We start from the raw sequence: 14,585 nt of genomic DNA, 5'->3' as shown, positions 1-14,585 counted from the left end.
TCTTACTGGATTTTAGGAGTATCTAAAGGTTTATCTAAAGGAACGTTCATTAAACGCAATGATTCTTGCATCACACGTGCAAATACTGGCGCTGCAACCAAACCGCCGTAGTATGCGCCTTTCGGGTTTTCGACCACCACAATCATAGCTAAACGTGGATCACTTACAGGTGCAACCCCTGCAAAGAGTGCACGATAATCGGTTTGCGAATAACCTTTACGGTCAGGACGTAATTTATGAGCCGTACCTGTTTTACCTGCAACACGATAACCAGGAATATTCGCCTGTTGCGCAGTTCCGCCTGGTAAGGTTACCGCTTCCATCATCAATAGCACTTGATCAGCAATTTTTGCATCAATCATTTGCTCACCTTTCGGTGCTTCGTCTAATTTATATAAACTCAACGGCATTTTTTTGCCTTTATTGGCAATCATGGCGTATGCATCTGCAACTTGAAGCACGGTCGCATTCAAACCATAACCATAAGACATGGTCGCAACTTCTGATACATTCCACTTGCTCGGCGGTAAAATTAAACCACCACTTTCGCCAGGAAATTTCACAGCAGAGCGCTGACCGAAACCTAAACGCTTATAAAAAGTGGGTAAAGTCGGATATGGCAACGATAAGGTAATTTTTGCGACACCAACGTTCGATGATTTTTGAATAATCCCACCTAGGGTTAATGCCCCATAGTTATGGGTATCACGAATCGTATGGTTGCCCACACGCATCGACCCTGGCGAGGTGTTAACCACAGTATTGGCCGTATATTTACCACTTTCTAAGGCCATCGCTACTGTTAATGGCTTCATGGTTGAACCAGGTTCAAAGGAGTCAATCGCACCACGGTTACGCATGGCATCCTTATTCAACACGCCATTTTTATCATTCGGGTTATACGAAGGCCAACTGGTCATGGCCAAGATTTCACCGGTTTTAACATCCACTGCAATTGCAGTTGCTGAACGTGCATTATTCGCCACACCAGCCGCAGTCAATTCACGGTACATAATATATTGTAGGCGTGAATCAATACTTAAGGTAATGTTTTCACCCGGTTCAACTTCTTTAATCACTTCTGGGTCTTTAACACGGTTGCCCTTTTTATCACGGACAATTTGTTGTTCACCATCAGTGCCTGCAAGACGTTGATTCAACTGCATTTCCAAGCCTTCAATCCCGACACTTTCACTATTGGTCAAACCAATAATTTGAGAGTTCGGCTGTGGCTGTGGATAGTAGCGTTTATAGTTTTTCTCGGTATATACCGCTTGAAACTCACGCTTCATAATCATGTCAGCTTGCTGCGGTGGTACTTCTTTTTTAAGTACCAAGTAGCGTGAACGCGGGCGCTCATTTAACTTCTTGCGAAGCTCAGCGCGATCCATGCCCACTGCATCTGCAAGTTCATCCAAGTTTAAATTTTTATCTGGCAGTTGACGCTTTAATTTACGGTTATGCGGATCATTGGCCAGCTGTGCCGTGGTTTCTTCAAATAGTTTTTTGGTATCAAAATAATCACGCGGGTCCATGACCACTTTCATGACAGGTGTACTAATGGCCAAAGGCACACCATGACGGTCATAAATCACGCCACGCATCGCACGAATTTTTTCTGTTCTTAAAATATTGGCATTGGCTTTATTTTGCAAAAAGTCTTTGTTGATAATTTGCACATAAAAAGCACGTCCAACCAATGCAAAAAAGCACAGAAGAACCACACTCCACATTAAATAAAAACGCCACATATCAACACTAATGGCGGTTTTACCTGTGACAGACTGCTGTTTTTTTCGTGCTGTTTGCTTATTTCTCTTTTCAACCATTTGACAGCTAGCCTTATTTTTTCTCTTCTGAAGTTTGCGGCAAAGAAATCACCACCGTTTGCGCAACTGGCGGTGAATACATCCGAAGTTGTGTAACTGCACGTGTGCCAATTTGCGCCGTTGCTCCAAAAGTTTGTTGTTCAATCAACAAACGCCCCCACTCCGCGTTTAAGTCATCACGTTCACGGATATAGGTGTTCAATTGACGATAATCTTGACGGTATTCAAAGACTTGAAAAACCACAAAAATTGCACTAACGAAAACCAAAATCAACATGACGGCGTATGTGATCGTTTTTTTTAGCTTTAATTTTTTTGTGTTTTGTTCTATTGCTTCGGTTTTCATTCTTTGCCTTTTAAGCTAAACGTTCTGCTGCACGTAACCAAGCACTGCGTGAACGCGGATTGGCTTTTACTTCTTCATCGCTGGCACGAACACGGGATACTTTTTTCAATCGACGCGTATCTTCACGTTGTTGTGGCATACCCCAACTCGTATCTTCAGCCAAAGTCGATTCTTTTTGAATAAACTGTTTAATTAAACGGTCTTCCAATGAGTGGAAGCTAATCACCGCTAAACGCGCTTCTGGCTTTAACACGTCCACAGCTTGTGGTAGGAAAGCTTCAATATCATCTAATTCTTTATTAATGGCAATACGAATGGCTTGGAAAGTCCGTGTTGCCGCATGTTTATTTTTTTCCCATTTTGGGTGGGCAACTTTTACAATTTCAGCAAGCTCTGCAGTAGTTGCAATATAACCTGCGGCTTTAATGGCTTTGGCAATACGGCGACTATAACGTTCTTCACCATATTTAAAGATGATATTGGCCAATTCCTCTTCTTCAATATCCACCAACCACTCTGCAGCTGTTGGGCCTTGAGAGTTGTCCATACGCATATCAAGTGGGCCATTTCGCATAAAGCTAAAACCACGCTCTGCTTCATCTAACTGCGGTGACGACACGCCTAAGTCGGCCATAACACCATCTACAAGGTCGATGCCACGTGATTGTAATTCTTGTTGTAAGTCAGCAAAGCTGGCATGAATGATTTTAAAACGTGGATCTTCTTGTTCTAATTCTGCGGCCACTGCCAAAGCTTGTGGGTCTTTATCAAAGCCAAAAACACGTGCATTTTCATCTAATTTTGATAGCAATAATCGTGTATGTCCCCCACGACCAAATGTCCCATCGACATAGATTCCTGTAGTACGCCCAGCAAGCAAGGCATCAACAGTTTCGTGAAGTAATACAGAAATATGCGACATACAGAATCAATCATGACAGTAAAAAAGTAACTGCACATTATTACCTTGTTTTAGTAAAGCTCCAAACGACTTTTTGTACAGAAATATTACTTTCTATAGAGAAAACCGTTTTAGGCATTTATAAAACCAACTGTTGCAAGCTTTTCATCTATTGTTTGCGATAGATCACCCTACATATTCACACTAAAACACCATAATTCAGACAGCTATAGTCATTCATCTCCAGCAAAAACAAATCCTTTTCAACCAGTAGCATACAGATCAATGGCACAAAAAAAGCCCCTGCGGACAGAGGCTTGAAAATAATTCGACTGCGATTAACTCCTCAGAATTAATCCATAAATCAATTAACGCTTCGAATTATAAATTTGATCAAAAATCGCACCATTCACAAAGTGTGTTTGCTGTGCTTTTGCCCAACCGCCAAACACTTCATCAATGGTAAATGTTTTTAATGGTGGGAACTGTGCTTTATATTTGGCTAAAACAGCCGCATTACGTGGACGATAGAAATGTTTAGCTGCCATTTCTTGACCTAAAGGCGAATATAAATAGTTGATATAACCTGTTGCCAACCACTTGTTGCCATTTTTATCGACAGTTTTGTCGACAATTGCAACTGAAGGCTCCGTTAAAATAGACATTGAAGGATAAACAATATCAAACTTACCTTTACCCAAAGTTTTTTGGGTCACAAGCGCTTCATTTTCCCAAGTTAACAACACGTCACCAATGCCACGCTCAGCAAAAGTCGTCATAGAAGCTCGCGCTGCCGAGTCCATCACTTTCACATTGTGATACATTTTTCCGACGAATTCTTTCGCCTTCGCATCATTACCACCTGGTTGCTTCAGTGCATAGCCCCAAGCCGATAAGTATACCCAACGCGGTAAACCACCTGTTTTTGGGTTTGGTGTAATAATTTCTACACCTGGCTTGGTTAAGTCGCTCCAATCTTTAATATGCTTTGGATTGCCTTTACGTACCATAAACACAATTGTCGATGTATATGGTGCTGAGTTATACGGAAATTCCTTTTGCCAACCCGGCTGAATCTGACCAGACTTTACAATTTCATCAATATCATTGGCCAAAGCCAAAGTCACAACATCACCTTTCAAACCATCAACCACCGAACGTGCTTGCTTGCCTGAACCACCATGTGATTGTTTAAAATCAACAGAATAACCTGTACGCTTTTTCCAATATGCGCCGAATGACTTGTTAAATTCGTCATAAAATTCGCGAGTTGCATCATAAGATACATTTAAAAATTGGCGATCTGCCGCCTGAGTTGATGTTGTAGGAAGCGCTAGACCTAGCGACAACAATGCACCACTCAACAATGCTTTGAATTGAAGTTTCATATCAGCACAAATCAAATATCTAAATTAATGCTAACTATATGAAAGAAAATCATTAATCGCAATTCACAAAATTAAAAGAACATCCGTTAAAGTAGAATAATTTGTTCTTTTATCATCTTGTTTTACTTATATAAAACTTCAAGAACACTTTACCTTTTCCATATATATACTGTTTTTTGCTTTGTATATAAAAAAAATGGATAACAGTAGTCATCCATTTTTCTTATCTAAACAACCTGTATTAATGCCTTATTTTTTATCACTATAAATTTGGTCAAAGATTGCACCATTCACAAAATGGGTTTGCTGTGCCTTTGCCCATCCACCAAAGACTTGATCAATGGTAAAGGTTTTTTGCTTTGGAAATTGAGCTGCATATTTCGTTGCAGCTTTACTATCACGTGGGCGGAAATAATATTTGGCCGCCAGCTCCTGTCCTTTTGGAGAATATAAATAATTCAAATAGCCTTTCGCCAAATTACGATTGCCATTTTTATCCACGGTCTGATCCACAATCGCCACAGATGGCTCAGCCAAAATCGAAATCGATGGATAAACAATATCAAACTTGTCCTTACCTAAGCCTTGTGTCGCCAGCAAAGCTTCATTTTCCCAAGACAGCAACACATCACCAATACCACGCTCCGCAAATGTCGTCAGTGAACCACGTGCACCCGAATCTAATACTTTGACATTTTGATAGAGCTTTTTAACCAATTCTTTGGCTTTCGCATCATTACCACCGGGTTGCTTTAAGGCATATCCCCATGCTGATAAATAAATCCAACGTGGCGCGCCACCCGTTTTTGGGTTTGGCGTAATAATTTCTACACCAGGCTTGGTCAGATCATTCCAATCTTTAATATTTTTAGGATTGCCTTTACGTACCAAAAAAACAATAGTTGAGGTATAAGGCGCAGAGTTATTTGGAAATTCTTTTTGCCAACCTTTTTTAATTAAACCTGCTTTTACAATTTCATCAATATCATTGGCTAAGGCCAAAGTCACCACATCGGCTTGCAAGCCTGTCGCCACGGCACGTGCCTGCTTACCAGAACCACCATGTGATTGCTTAAAATTAACCTCTTGGCCTGTGCGTTGTTTCCAAAATGCACCAAACTCCTGATTATATTCTTGATAAAACTCACGGGTCGGATCATAAGACACGTTTAAAAAATCTTTATTCGCATATACAGAAGTTATAGCACCACTTAAAAGCGCCAATACAGTTGAAGCTATTATTTTTTTCATTGCCAAGTCTCATTTCATTCTTGAAATGCACTATATAAATCTCAATACTCTTGCACAATATCTTGGCTAGATGATTAATTTGTTTAGATTTCTATTTTTTAGATATGCAAAAAACTGCTTAGAATTGATATTTTTTTGCTAAAACAATGCTTCAAAATTCTATTCTCCATGCTATCTTCATAGTTATTTGATATAAAGTAACAATTAAGGAGAAATCTGCTTTATTCAGGTAATCTAACTTGGTGTTTTATTATTTTTTTGTAAAAAATGTGACGCAGTTCTACTTTTTTTAATCAATTAACGTGGTTAAATCGTAGTATTAGTATTAAAAAACACCAATAAAAGTTCCATTCATCAAATTAGGGGAAGATTGGACATGAAATTAAATCAATATATGCTTCTTTGTGTCGCTTTAAGTTTTTCAACTTTGCAATTCACGCATAGTGCTGCAATCAACAAGACGACCAATGCAAAAGTAACTTTGCCAAGTGATAAAACGTCGCCGATTGAAAAAGCCTTAACACAACAAAAAAATGAGTCTTCTAAAGCGCAATCATCTGATGACAGCTTAAAAGTACTTACATCGCTTAAAACTGCACCTGCTCAAAGTTTTTTTGCCTCACAAAACCAAAGTTTTAGCCGTTTTGTTCAAGCGTTATTCTCTACAAATCCATCTTAAGTCTTTAACGCACATATTTTAAGCCCATGCATTCCCCTGCTTGGGCTCGAAGCCTGATCACTGAATGATAAATTAAGCATTAAGTGATCAAGCTTTTTCGTTATAATAGATCCCAATTTACATTCTGATTAATAATTGATTATGACTGTTCGTACTCGTATTGCACCCTCTCCTACTGGTTTCCCTCATGTAGGGACTGCCTATATCGCTTTGTTTAACCTATGTTTTGCTAAGCAACATGGTGGCGAATTTATTCTTCGTATTGAAGATACCGACCAACTTCGCTCTACACCTGAATCTGAAAAAATGATTTTAGATTCATTGCGTTGGTTAGGTCTAAATTGGTCTGAAGGTCCAGATGTAGGTGGCCCACATGCACCCTACCGTCAATCAGAGCGTATGGGCATTTATAAGCAATATGCACTGGAATTGGTTGAAAAAGGTCATGCGTTCTATTGCTTCGCAACAAGTGAAGAACTGGATCAAATGCGTGCAGAACAACAAGCACGTGGTGAATCTCCACGTTACGATGGTCGTGGTTTAAAACACACTGCAGAAGAAGTACAACGTCGTTTAGCTGCTGGCGAACCGCATGTCATTCGTATGAAAGTGCCTGAAGAAGGTATTTGTCAATTTAATGACTTACTACGTGGTGAAGTCGAAATTCCATGGGCACAAGTCGACATGCAAATTCTGCTTAAAACTGACGGCTTGCCAACTTACCACTTAGCAAACGTAGTCGATGACCATTTAATGGAAATCACGCACGTGATCCGCGGTGAAGAATGGATTCCATCTGCGCCTAAACATCAATTGTTGTATAAATACTTCGGTTGGGATATGCCTGTGCTTTGCCACATGCCACTTTTGCGCAACCCAGATAAATCAAAACTATCTAAACGTAAAAACCCAACGTCAATTAACTACTACAAAGACATCGGCGTTTTACCAGAAGCTTTGTTGAACTACCTCGGCCGTATGGGCTGGTCAATGCCGGATGAAAGTGAAAAATTCACTTTGGCAGAAATGATTGCACACTTCGACATTCAACGCGTATCTCTTGGTGGCCCAATCTTTGATGTTGAAAAACTCAACTGGTTAAACGGTCAATGGATTAAAGCGCTTTCTCCAAGCGATCTGCTAGATACATTATTGGCTTGGAAAGCCGATCGTGCCAAATTAGAAGAAATTACTGCTGCCATTCAACCGCGTATTAACTTACTTTCAGAAGCTGTGAATTGGTCTGCACATTACTTCAACCACTTCCCTACACTGAGCCAAGAGCAGTTTGTGAGTAAAAAACTCTCTGACGAACAAGTTCGTCAAAGCTTACAATTTGCGATTTGGCGCTTAGAAAGTCTGTTCACTTGGAATAACGACACTGTTAGTCAAACGCTAATGGACTTAGCTGCGCAAATGGAAGTGAAATTACGTGATTTCATGCCTGCGTTCTTTATTGCGATTGCGGGCTCAACAGCATCTACACCTGTCATGCAAACAATGGTCACGATTGGTCCAGATTTAACATTCGCTCGCTTACGCCATGCGCTTGAAATTGTTGGTGGTCCAAGCAAAAAAGAACTTAAAGTTTGGGAAAAACTCAATGAAAGCTTAAAATTGCCGAAAAATGACGCAGTTGATGAAGCTTAATTGATTTTTTAGTTGACGCATGGGCCTTATATCCATAATATAGCGCCCATACAGAGACACAGTGTTAAACACTGATCCTGTTGCCTCACTTGTCCCTATCGTCTAGAGGCCTAGGACATCGCCCTTTCACGGCGGTAACCGGGGTTCGAATCCCCGTAGGGACGCCATATTCAAGCAAATCAATATGGTTTGCTTATAAAAAAGCCCAAGCATTATGACTTGGGCTTTTTTTATTGCTTATCTATTTACTAAGACACTGAATCTTATACTGTTACTGAGTATTTTTTGCTTTCTGTACTATTCCGATTAAAATAATACTCAGCTCAAAATTATGGAACTGTAATGCAATACCGTTGCCCTCAATGTCAAAGCCCTAAAATTATGCCCATTGCGCAAGCAGGCCAACCCGCTGCACGCCCTGTTGTGCCTAAAAGTTTGGTATTTTTAATCCCTGCAATTTTCGTGTTGTTACTCCTGGTCATCATTAGTATTGCAATGTGGTTATTTGGCAATGGTGCAGGAAGCACCATACAAACAGCAACCGTTGTGGTTTTTATCATTTGCGTGATTGCAGGTTTCTTATTTTATCGCGACTTACCTGATTTCAAAATTTCAATGCAAGCCTTCATGCAGTCACAAAAAAAATGGAAATGCCGCGATTGTAATCATGAGTGGGAAGTTTAATTCCCACACTTGTTCACATCAGCATTAATGCTGATGTGAATGTTCATCCAAGGCATGATGATGTCCTTCTTCTGCCAGACATGCCTCTTCTTCAATCTGTAAAACCATCTCAGTAATCCCATGTTGATGGCTTAACATCTCCATCGCCTCTTTATATAAGCTGGTACGATCAGCACCCGGCGCATAAAGATGGACTGTCAAATGAATATTTTTAGAACTAATCGCCCATACTTTAAGTTGATGAATACTTTCTACACCATTCAATTGCAATAAATCTTTACGTAGCTTTTCAATATCAATCTCTTCTGGTACACCTTCTAATAATATATTTAAACTCTGCTTTAACAGTACCCATGTGCGTGGCAAAACCCAAAAACCAATCAGCACAGCAATCACTGTATCCACCCACATCCAGCCGGTGAAATAAATCAGCACAGCACCCAAAATCACGCCTACAGAGCCCAAAGCATCACTTAAAACTTCAAGGTATGCTCCTTTCACATTCAAACTGTCTTGAGAGCTAGAAAATAAGATACGCATGGAAATTAAATTAATGACAAGACCAATGCTCGCCACAATCAACATCCCCATACTTTGTATCTCTGGAGGGGTTGAAAAGCGCTGATAAGCTTCATACAAAATATAAATAGCCACGGCAAATAGCATGAGCGCATTAAATAAAGTTGCTAATATTTCAAAACGCTGATAGCCAAAGGTTCGTTTATTATCTGCAGGTAATTTGCCAATTTTAATTGCGACTAAAGCAATCGCTAAAGCTGCTGCATCGGTAAACATATGCGCGGCATCTGAAAGCAAAGCCAAACTTTGTGTAATAAAGCCCGCCACAACTTCGACCACCAAAAAACTACTGGTCAGTAATAATGCAAAGGTTAATTTTTTCGAATTTTCATCTGTTACAACGGCATGACTATGATCATGATGCTCGGACATTCAATTATCCTTCTACTCATTGAGCGAACTTGAGCATAACAACTTCTGTCGATGTAATACCATTACAACAACAGATCAGTTATGTATCATATTGAAACAGCCAATCAAAAACATGAACACCATAAAACTTGAATTTAAAACATCATCACATACGTTGAAGCAGAAATAGCAGTACTCGCTTTTGTATAATTTTAATTAACCTCATGACTTGTCTTAAATAGCACCAATTAAAACACAAAAAAATCAGCCCGAAGGCTGATTTTTTTACATCAAAATCGGCAATTAAACGCCAATTTTGCGATATTTTTGACGCTTAGTCACAAGGTCATCACCATCACGTTTACGGCGATATTCTTCAAACTCTGCATAATTACCAGTGAAGAATTCAGGTGTTTCACCTTCAAATGACAAGATGTGCGTTGCAATACGGTCTAGGAACCAACGGTCGTGCGAGATCACCATTACAGTACCAGGGAATACTAAAATCGCATCCTCAAGCGCACGTAAAGTTTCGATGTCCAAGTCGTTCGATGGTTCATCGAGTAAAATTACGTTTGCACCCATTTGCAGGATTTTCGCAAGCTGTAAACGGTTACGCTCACCACCTGACAATTGACCTACACGTTTTTGCTGATCTTGACCTTTAAAGTTAAAACGGCCGATATACGCACGAGATGCGATTTCGTATTCACCAATACGCAAGATGTCTAAACCGCCAGAAACTTCTTCCCAAACAGTTTTGTTGTCATCAAGCGTGTCACGGATCTGACCAACGTAAGCCACTTTAACGGACTCACCAAGCACAACAGAACCCGTATCTGGTTGCTGCTCGCCAGTCATCATACGGAATAAAGTTGTTTTACCCGCACCGTTCTCACCCACGATACCCACGATGGCACATGGTGGAACAACGAAGCTTAGATCTTTATAAAGCGTACGATCACCAAACGATTTGCTGATGCCTTCAACTTCTACAACCTTATTCCCTAGACGCGGGCCAGGTGGAATGTAGATTTCAGACGTTTCATTACGCTGTTGGAATTCACGCGAGTTAAGCTCTTCAAAACGCTCCATACGCGCTTTGTTTTTCTTTTGCTGACCTTTTGCATTTGAACGAACCCATTCAAGTTCTTTTTTCAATGCTTTAGCAAAAGATTCTTCTTGCTTGTTCTCTTGTTCTAGACGGGCATTTTTCTGCTCTAACCAAGAAGAGTAGTTACCTTGGTATGGAATACCCATGCCACGGTCAAGCTCAAGAATCCATTCAGCAACGTTATCCAAGAAATAACGGTCATGCGTAATCGCAACGATTGTGCCCGTGAAGTCTTTCAAGAAACGTTCTAACCATGCTACAGATGAAGCATCTAAATGGTTCGTCGGTTCGTCTAGAAGCAACATGTCTGGTTTAGACAATAGCAAACGGCAAAGTGCGACACGGCGACGTTCACCACCAGAAAGTTTAGAAACGTCTGCATCCCAAGCTGGAAGGTTTAAAGCTGCAGCCGCTTGATCCATTTGGTTCACAATATTATGTGCATCCCATGAATGGATAATTGCTTCAAGCTTCTCTTGCTCTTTTGCAAGTGCATCAAAGTCTGCATCTTCAGCTGCATATTCAGCAAAAACTTCATCCAAACGTGTTAAAGCCTCAAGTGGTTCACGTAAACCATCTTCAACGTTACCACGAACATCTTTGCTTTCGTCTAGTGGTGGCTCTTGCTCTAGGTAACCAATTTTGATACCGGGTTGAGCACGCGCTTCACCTGAGAAATCTTTGTCTACGCCCGCCATAATACGAAGCAAGGTAGACTTACCTGCACCGTTTAGACCAAGTACACCAATTTTAGCACCTGGAAAGAATGATAAAGAGATGTCTTTTAGGATTTCGCGCTTAGGCGGAACCATTTTCGACACACGGTTCATCGTGTAAATATATTGGGCCACGTAGGACTCCTCAATAAAAAACCAAAATTGGGGCTCAATTACACCCCGAGCTCAAAAAGAGCGAAAAAATAATCGGTGCATTATACGATAAAAGCGCCAAAAACATAAGAAATGCATCACAAGTTGCATCGTTTGTTACAACTAAAGATATGTTTATTTTTTAAACATGCTCAGACACACTATTTTTCATGCACATTGTGCAAAAAACAGTACACATATATGAGTAAAACAGCTATATATTTCATTATTTATGCACTTTTAATCATATAAAGTAGTGCTAGACTCCATTCATAATGAACTTAAGAAGATGACAATAGAATGACTTATAAAGACGAAACTTTGGCTATTCATGCGGGCTACACACCTGAAGCAACCACTAAAGCTGTGGCTGTTCCAATTTATCAAACCACTTCTTATGCGTTTGACAACACACAACATGGTGCTGATTTATTTGATTTAAAAGTTCAGGGCAATATTTATACCCGTATTATGAACCCAACCACTGCGGTACTGGAGCAGCGTGTAGCTGCACTTGAAGGCGGTATTGGAGCTTTAGCTTTGGCCTCAGGCATGGCGGCTATTACCTATGCAGTGCAAACCATTGCAGAAGCTGGCGACAATATTGCCTCGGTTTCCACACTCTACGGTGGCACCTATAATCTCTTTGCACACACCCTGCCAAAACAAGGCATTGAAGTGCGTTTCTTTGATTATCAAAATCCTGAAGCATTACGTCAACTCATCGACGAAAAGACCAAATTGGTCTTTGTTGAATCTATTGGTAACCCACTGGGTAATATTATTGACCTAGAAGCCATTGCTAAAATTGCCCACGAATACGGCGTCCCTGTCATCGTCGACAACACTGTTGCTACGCCTGTGCTGCAAAAATCTTTTGAATTTGGTGCCGATATTGTGGTGCATTCATTGACCAAATATATTGGCGGTCATGGTAATTCAATCGGTGGCATTATTGTCGACAGCGGTAAATTCCCATGGGGCAAATATCCTGAGCGCTTTCCGGCATTAAATACGCCAGACCCAAGCTATCACGGTGTGAATTATGTAGAAGCACTGGGCGAGGCAGCTTATATTGCCCGCGCCCGCGTAGTACCGCTACGCAATACTGGCGCAGCCATTGGCCCACAAAATGTATTTTTAATTTTGCAAGGCCTCGAAACCTTAAGTCTACGTATGGAACGCCATACTGAAAATGCGCAAAAGGTGGCGGAATATTTACAAGCTCATCCTAAAGTAAAATGGGTCAATTATGCAGGATTAAAAGACCACCCTCAGCATGCATTGGCACAAAAATATGTGAAAGGTAAACCTTCCGCGATTTTATCCTTTGGCGTACAAGATGGTCTTGAAGGTGGCACACGCTTCATCGATGCATTACAACTGTTTACTCGCCTCGTCAATATTGGCGATGCCAAAAGTTTAGCTTGCCATCCCGCAACCACCACGCATCGTCAGCTCAATGAGTCAGAGTTAAAAGCAGCTGGTGTGAGTATCGACATGGTGCGCTTGTCCGTGGGTATCGAGCATGCTGATGATTTGATTGCTGATTTAGAACAAGCGCTGGCACAAGTTTAATTTTATTTTCTTTGCCAAGTAGGTTACAGCCCTAAAAATCAATTCAAAACCCTCTTATGCACCCCTATTAAGAGGGTTTTTCTATGCTTTCCACACTATTCTGTGATCTTTCTCATTTTATCCCTTGTCTTCGCACTTAAATATTGTTAAAAGTAAATCACAATAATGAGTAATTTTAGAGCAATTACTCTAATAATATTTTTATATTTCAATAGTTTAAATCCTATCTTTTCTTTTTAAATACGTTATCATTGCAAGCATATTTTCGCTGCCACTGTCCCTAACCAAGCACAGCCAGCCACGTAATAAAAAAAACGCACAGTCTCACATTTATTCAATCAGGGTATTAAACGTGAACCAAAGATTAGAAAAACGCTTTCAAGACAAAGTGAACGGTAAAATTGTTTTGATTACCGGCGCTTCCAGCGGTATTGGCCTTACAGCAGCACATCGCCTCGCCGATGCAGGAGCACATGTGCTCTTGGTTGCCCGCACCCAAGAAACCCTAGAAGAAGTCAAAGCTGAAATTGAAGCCAAAGGTGGTAAAGCTTCAGTTTTTCCATGTGATTTAAACAACATGGATTCTATTGATGAGGTGTCAAAGCAAATCCTCGCTTCTGTCGATCATATTGATATTCTGATTAATAATGCAGGACGTTCAATCCGTCGTGCCGTGCACGAATCCACTGATCGTTTCCATGACTTTGAACGTACCATGCAGTTGAATTACTTTGGTGCAATTCGTTTGGTGATGAACATTTTACCGCAAATGATGATTCGCCGTGATGGTCACATTATTAACATCAGTTCAATTGGCGTGTTAGCAAATGCGACCCGTTTCTCGGCTTATGTAGCATCTAAAGCCGCGCTCGATGCATTCAGTCGTTGCTTATCTGCAGAAGTGCATTCACATAAAATTGCAATCACATCGATTTATATGCCTTTAGTGCGTACGCCAATGATTGCGCCAACCAAAATTTACAAATATGTGCCAACGCTCTCTCCTGAACAAGCAGCTGACCTCATTGCCTATGCCATTGTGAAGCGCCCGAAAAAAGTGGCGACAAATCTTGGCCGTTTAGCCTCGATTACCTATTCGATTGCGCCAGACATTAACAACAAATTGATGTCGATTGGTTATAACCTTTTCCCAAGTTCAAGCGCTTCGGTGGGTCAACAACAGAAACTCAACTGGGTGCAAAAAGCATACGCGCGCTTATTCCCAGGCGAGCACTGGTAAGTTTCGCTAGTCTGTAGGTCTACATGACTAAGCCGATTTAAGTGAAGCCCAATTTCGATTGGGCTTTTTTATGTCTATGAATATTTTGGCAATATTCGACACTTTAAAAATTGCTTAAGTTTTAGT

Annotated in this window: 12 protein-coding genes and 1 tRNA gene; 6 read left to right on the top strand and 7 right to left on the bottom strand. The window is 40.6% G+C overall.

The genetic code is table 11. From position 1 onward, the window contains the following. Positions 1-2: 2 nt before the first annotated feature. The 5 genes from ftsI to C9E88_RS01640 form a co-directional block, all read right to left on the bottom strand. Positions 3-1,829 (bottom strand): penicillin-binding protein PBP3, encoded by a 1,827-nt coding sequence (gene ftsI, locus C9E88_RS01660; RefSeq protein WP_106983921.1) that lies wholly within the window; start codon positions 1,827-1,829, stop codon positions 3-5. A 13-nt stretch (positions 1,830-1,842) separates the two neighbouring features. After that, on the bottom strand, positions 1,843-2,175 hold the full coding sequence (gene ftsL, locus C9E88_RS01655; protein ID WP_106983920.1) for a cell division protein FtsL: 333 nt from the start codon (positions 2,173-2,175) through the stop codon (positions 1,843-1,845). Between the two features lie 10 nt (positions 2,176-2,185). After that, entirely contained in the window at positions 2,186-3,097 is a 912-nt protein-coding gene (gene rsmH, locus C9E88_RS01650; protein ID WP_106983919.1) for a 16S rRNA (cytosine(1402)-N(4))-methyltransferase RsmH, read from the bottom strand. A 347-nt stretch (positions 3,098-3,444) separates the two neighbouring features. Continuing rightward, positions 3,445-4,464 carry a sulfate ABC transporter substrate-binding protein gene (locus C9E88_RS01645; RefSeq protein WP_106983918.1) on the bottom strand — a complete coding sequence of 340 codons (1,020 nt, stop codon included), beginning with the start codon at positions 4,462-4,464 and terminating at the stop codon, positions 3,445-3,447. A 249-nt stretch (positions 4,465-4,713) separates the two neighbouring features. Next, a complete protein-coding gene (locus tag C9E88_RS01640; RefSeq protein WP_106983917.1) occupies positions 4,714-5,715 on the bottom strand; it encodes a sulfate ABC transporter substrate-binding protein in 1,002 nt (333 codons plus the stop codon). A 376-nt stretch (positions 5,716-6,091) separates the two neighbouring features. Here C9E88_RS01640 and C9E88_RS01635 point away from each other — a divergent pair, with 376 nt between their 5' ends. From C9E88_RS01635 to C9E88_RS01620, 4 genes are all read left to right on the top strand, one after another. Continuing rightward, positions 6,092-6,394, top strand: a complete 303-nt coding sequence (locus C9E88_RS01635; protein WP_106983916.1) for a hypothetical protein — start codon at positions 6,092-6,094, stop codon at positions 6,392-6,394. A 141-nt stretch (positions 6,395-6,535) separates the two neighbouring features. Continuing rightward, positions 6,536-8,044 (top strand): glutamate--tRNA ligase, encoded by a 1,509-nt coding sequence (gene gltX / locus C9E88_RS01630; protein ID WP_106983915.1) that lies wholly within the window; start codon positions 6,536-6,538, stop codon positions 8,042-8,044. 91 nt (positions 8,045-8,135) lie between these two features. Continuing rightward, a tRNA-Glu gene (locus C9E88_RS01625) sits at positions 8,136-8,211 on the top strand. Between the two features lie 175 nt (positions 8,212-8,386). Next, positions 8,387-8,728, top strand: coding sequence for a zinc-ribbon domain-containing protein (locus tag C9E88_RS01620; RefSeq protein WP_106983914.1), 342 nt, complete (start codon positions 8,387-8,389; stop codon positions 8,726-8,728). Positions 8,729-8,752: 24 nt separating this feature from the next. On the opposite strand, the gene C9E88_RS01615 is transcribed toward C9E88_RS01620, so the two are convergent. After that, positions 8,753-9,679, bottom strand: coding sequence for a cation diffusion facilitator family transporter (locus C9E88_RS01615; protein ID WP_106983913.1), 927 nt, complete (start codon positions 9,677-9,679; stop codon positions 8,753-8,755). A gap of 282 nt (positions 9,680-9,961) precedes the next feature. Next, positions 9,962-11,623: an energy-dependent translational throttle protein EttA gene (ettA, locus tag C9E88_RS01610; protein WP_106983912.1), complete on the bottom strand. Its 1,662-nt coding sequence runs from the start codon at positions 11,621-11,623 to the stop codon at positions 9,962-9,964. Between the two features lie 318 nt (positions 11,624-11,941). Here ettA and C9E88_RS01605 point away from each other — a divergent pair, with 318 nt between their 5' ends. Together C9E88_RS01605 and C9E88_RS01600 are read left to right on the top strand one after the other, a co-directional pair. Further along, positions 11,942-13,219 carry an O-acetylhomoserine aminocarboxypropyltransferase/cysteine synthase family protein gene (locus C9E88_RS01605; RefSeq protein WP_106983911.1) on the top strand — a complete coding sequence of 426 codons (1,278 nt, stop codon included), beginning with the start codon at positions 11,942-11,944 and terminating at the stop codon, positions 13,217-13,219. 352 nt (positions 13,220-13,571) lie between these two features. Continuing rightward, positions 13,572-14,459, top strand: a complete 888-nt coding sequence (locus tag C9E88_RS01600; protein WP_106983910.1) for an SDR family NAD(P)-dependent oxidoreductase — start codon at positions 13,572-13,574, stop codon at positions 14,457-14,459. The last annotated feature ends 126 nt before the right edge of the window (positions 14,460-14,585 follow it).

The organism is Acinetobacter cumulans (assembly GCF_003024525.3).
Lineage (GTDB): Bacteria > Pseudomonadota > Gammaproteobacteria > Pseudomonadales > Moraxellaceae > Acinetobacter > Acinetobacter cumulans.
The sequence above is the reverse complement of the archived record's forward strand: the minus strand, read 5'-3'. Positions and strand labels throughout refer to the sequence as shown.

What these genes read in the sequence shown, in the direction of transcription:
- ftsI (WP_106983921.1), bottom strand. Translation starts at nt 1,829, where the DNA reads ATGGTTGAAAAGAGAAATAAGCAAACAGCACGAAAAAAACAGCAGTCT.
- ftsL (WP_106983920.1), bottom strand. Translation starts at nt 2,175, where the DNA reads ATGAAAACCGAAGCAATAGAACAAAACACAAAAAAATTAAAGCTAAAA.
- rsmH (WP_106983919.1), bottom strand. Translation starts at nt 3,097, where the DNA reads ATGTCGCATATTTCTGTATTACTTCACGAAACTGTTGATGCCTTGCTT.
- C9E88_RS01645 (WP_106983918.1), bottom strand. Translation starts at nt 4,464, where the DNA reads ATGAAACTTCAATTCAAAGCATTGTTGAGTGGTGCATTGTTGTCGCTA.
- C9E88_RS01640 (WP_106983917.1), bottom strand. Translation starts at nt 5,715, where the DNA reads ATGAAAAAAATAATAGCTTCAACTGTATTGGCGCTTTTAAGTGGTGCT.
- C9E88_RS01635 (WP_106983916.1), top strand. Translation starts at nt 6,092, where the DNA reads ATGAAATTAAATCAATATATGCTTCTTTGTGTCGCTTTAAGTTTTTCA.
- gltX (WP_106983915.1), top strand. Translation starts at nt 6,536, where the DNA reads ATGACTGTTCGTACTCGTATTGCACCCTCTCCTACTGGTTTCCCTCAT.
- C9E88_RS01620 (WP_106983914.1), top strand. Translation starts at nt 8,387, where the DNA reads ATGCAATACCGTTGCCCTCAATGTCAAAGCCCTAAAATTATGCCCATT.
- C9E88_RS01615 (WP_106983913.1), bottom strand. Translation starts at nt 9,679, where the DNA reads ATGTCCGAGCATCATGATCATAGTCATGCCGTTGTAACAGATGAAAAT.
- C9E88_RS01605 (WP_106983911.1), top strand. Translation starts at nt 11,942, where the DNA reads ATGACTTATAAAGACGAAACTTTGGCTATTCATGCGGGCTACACACCT.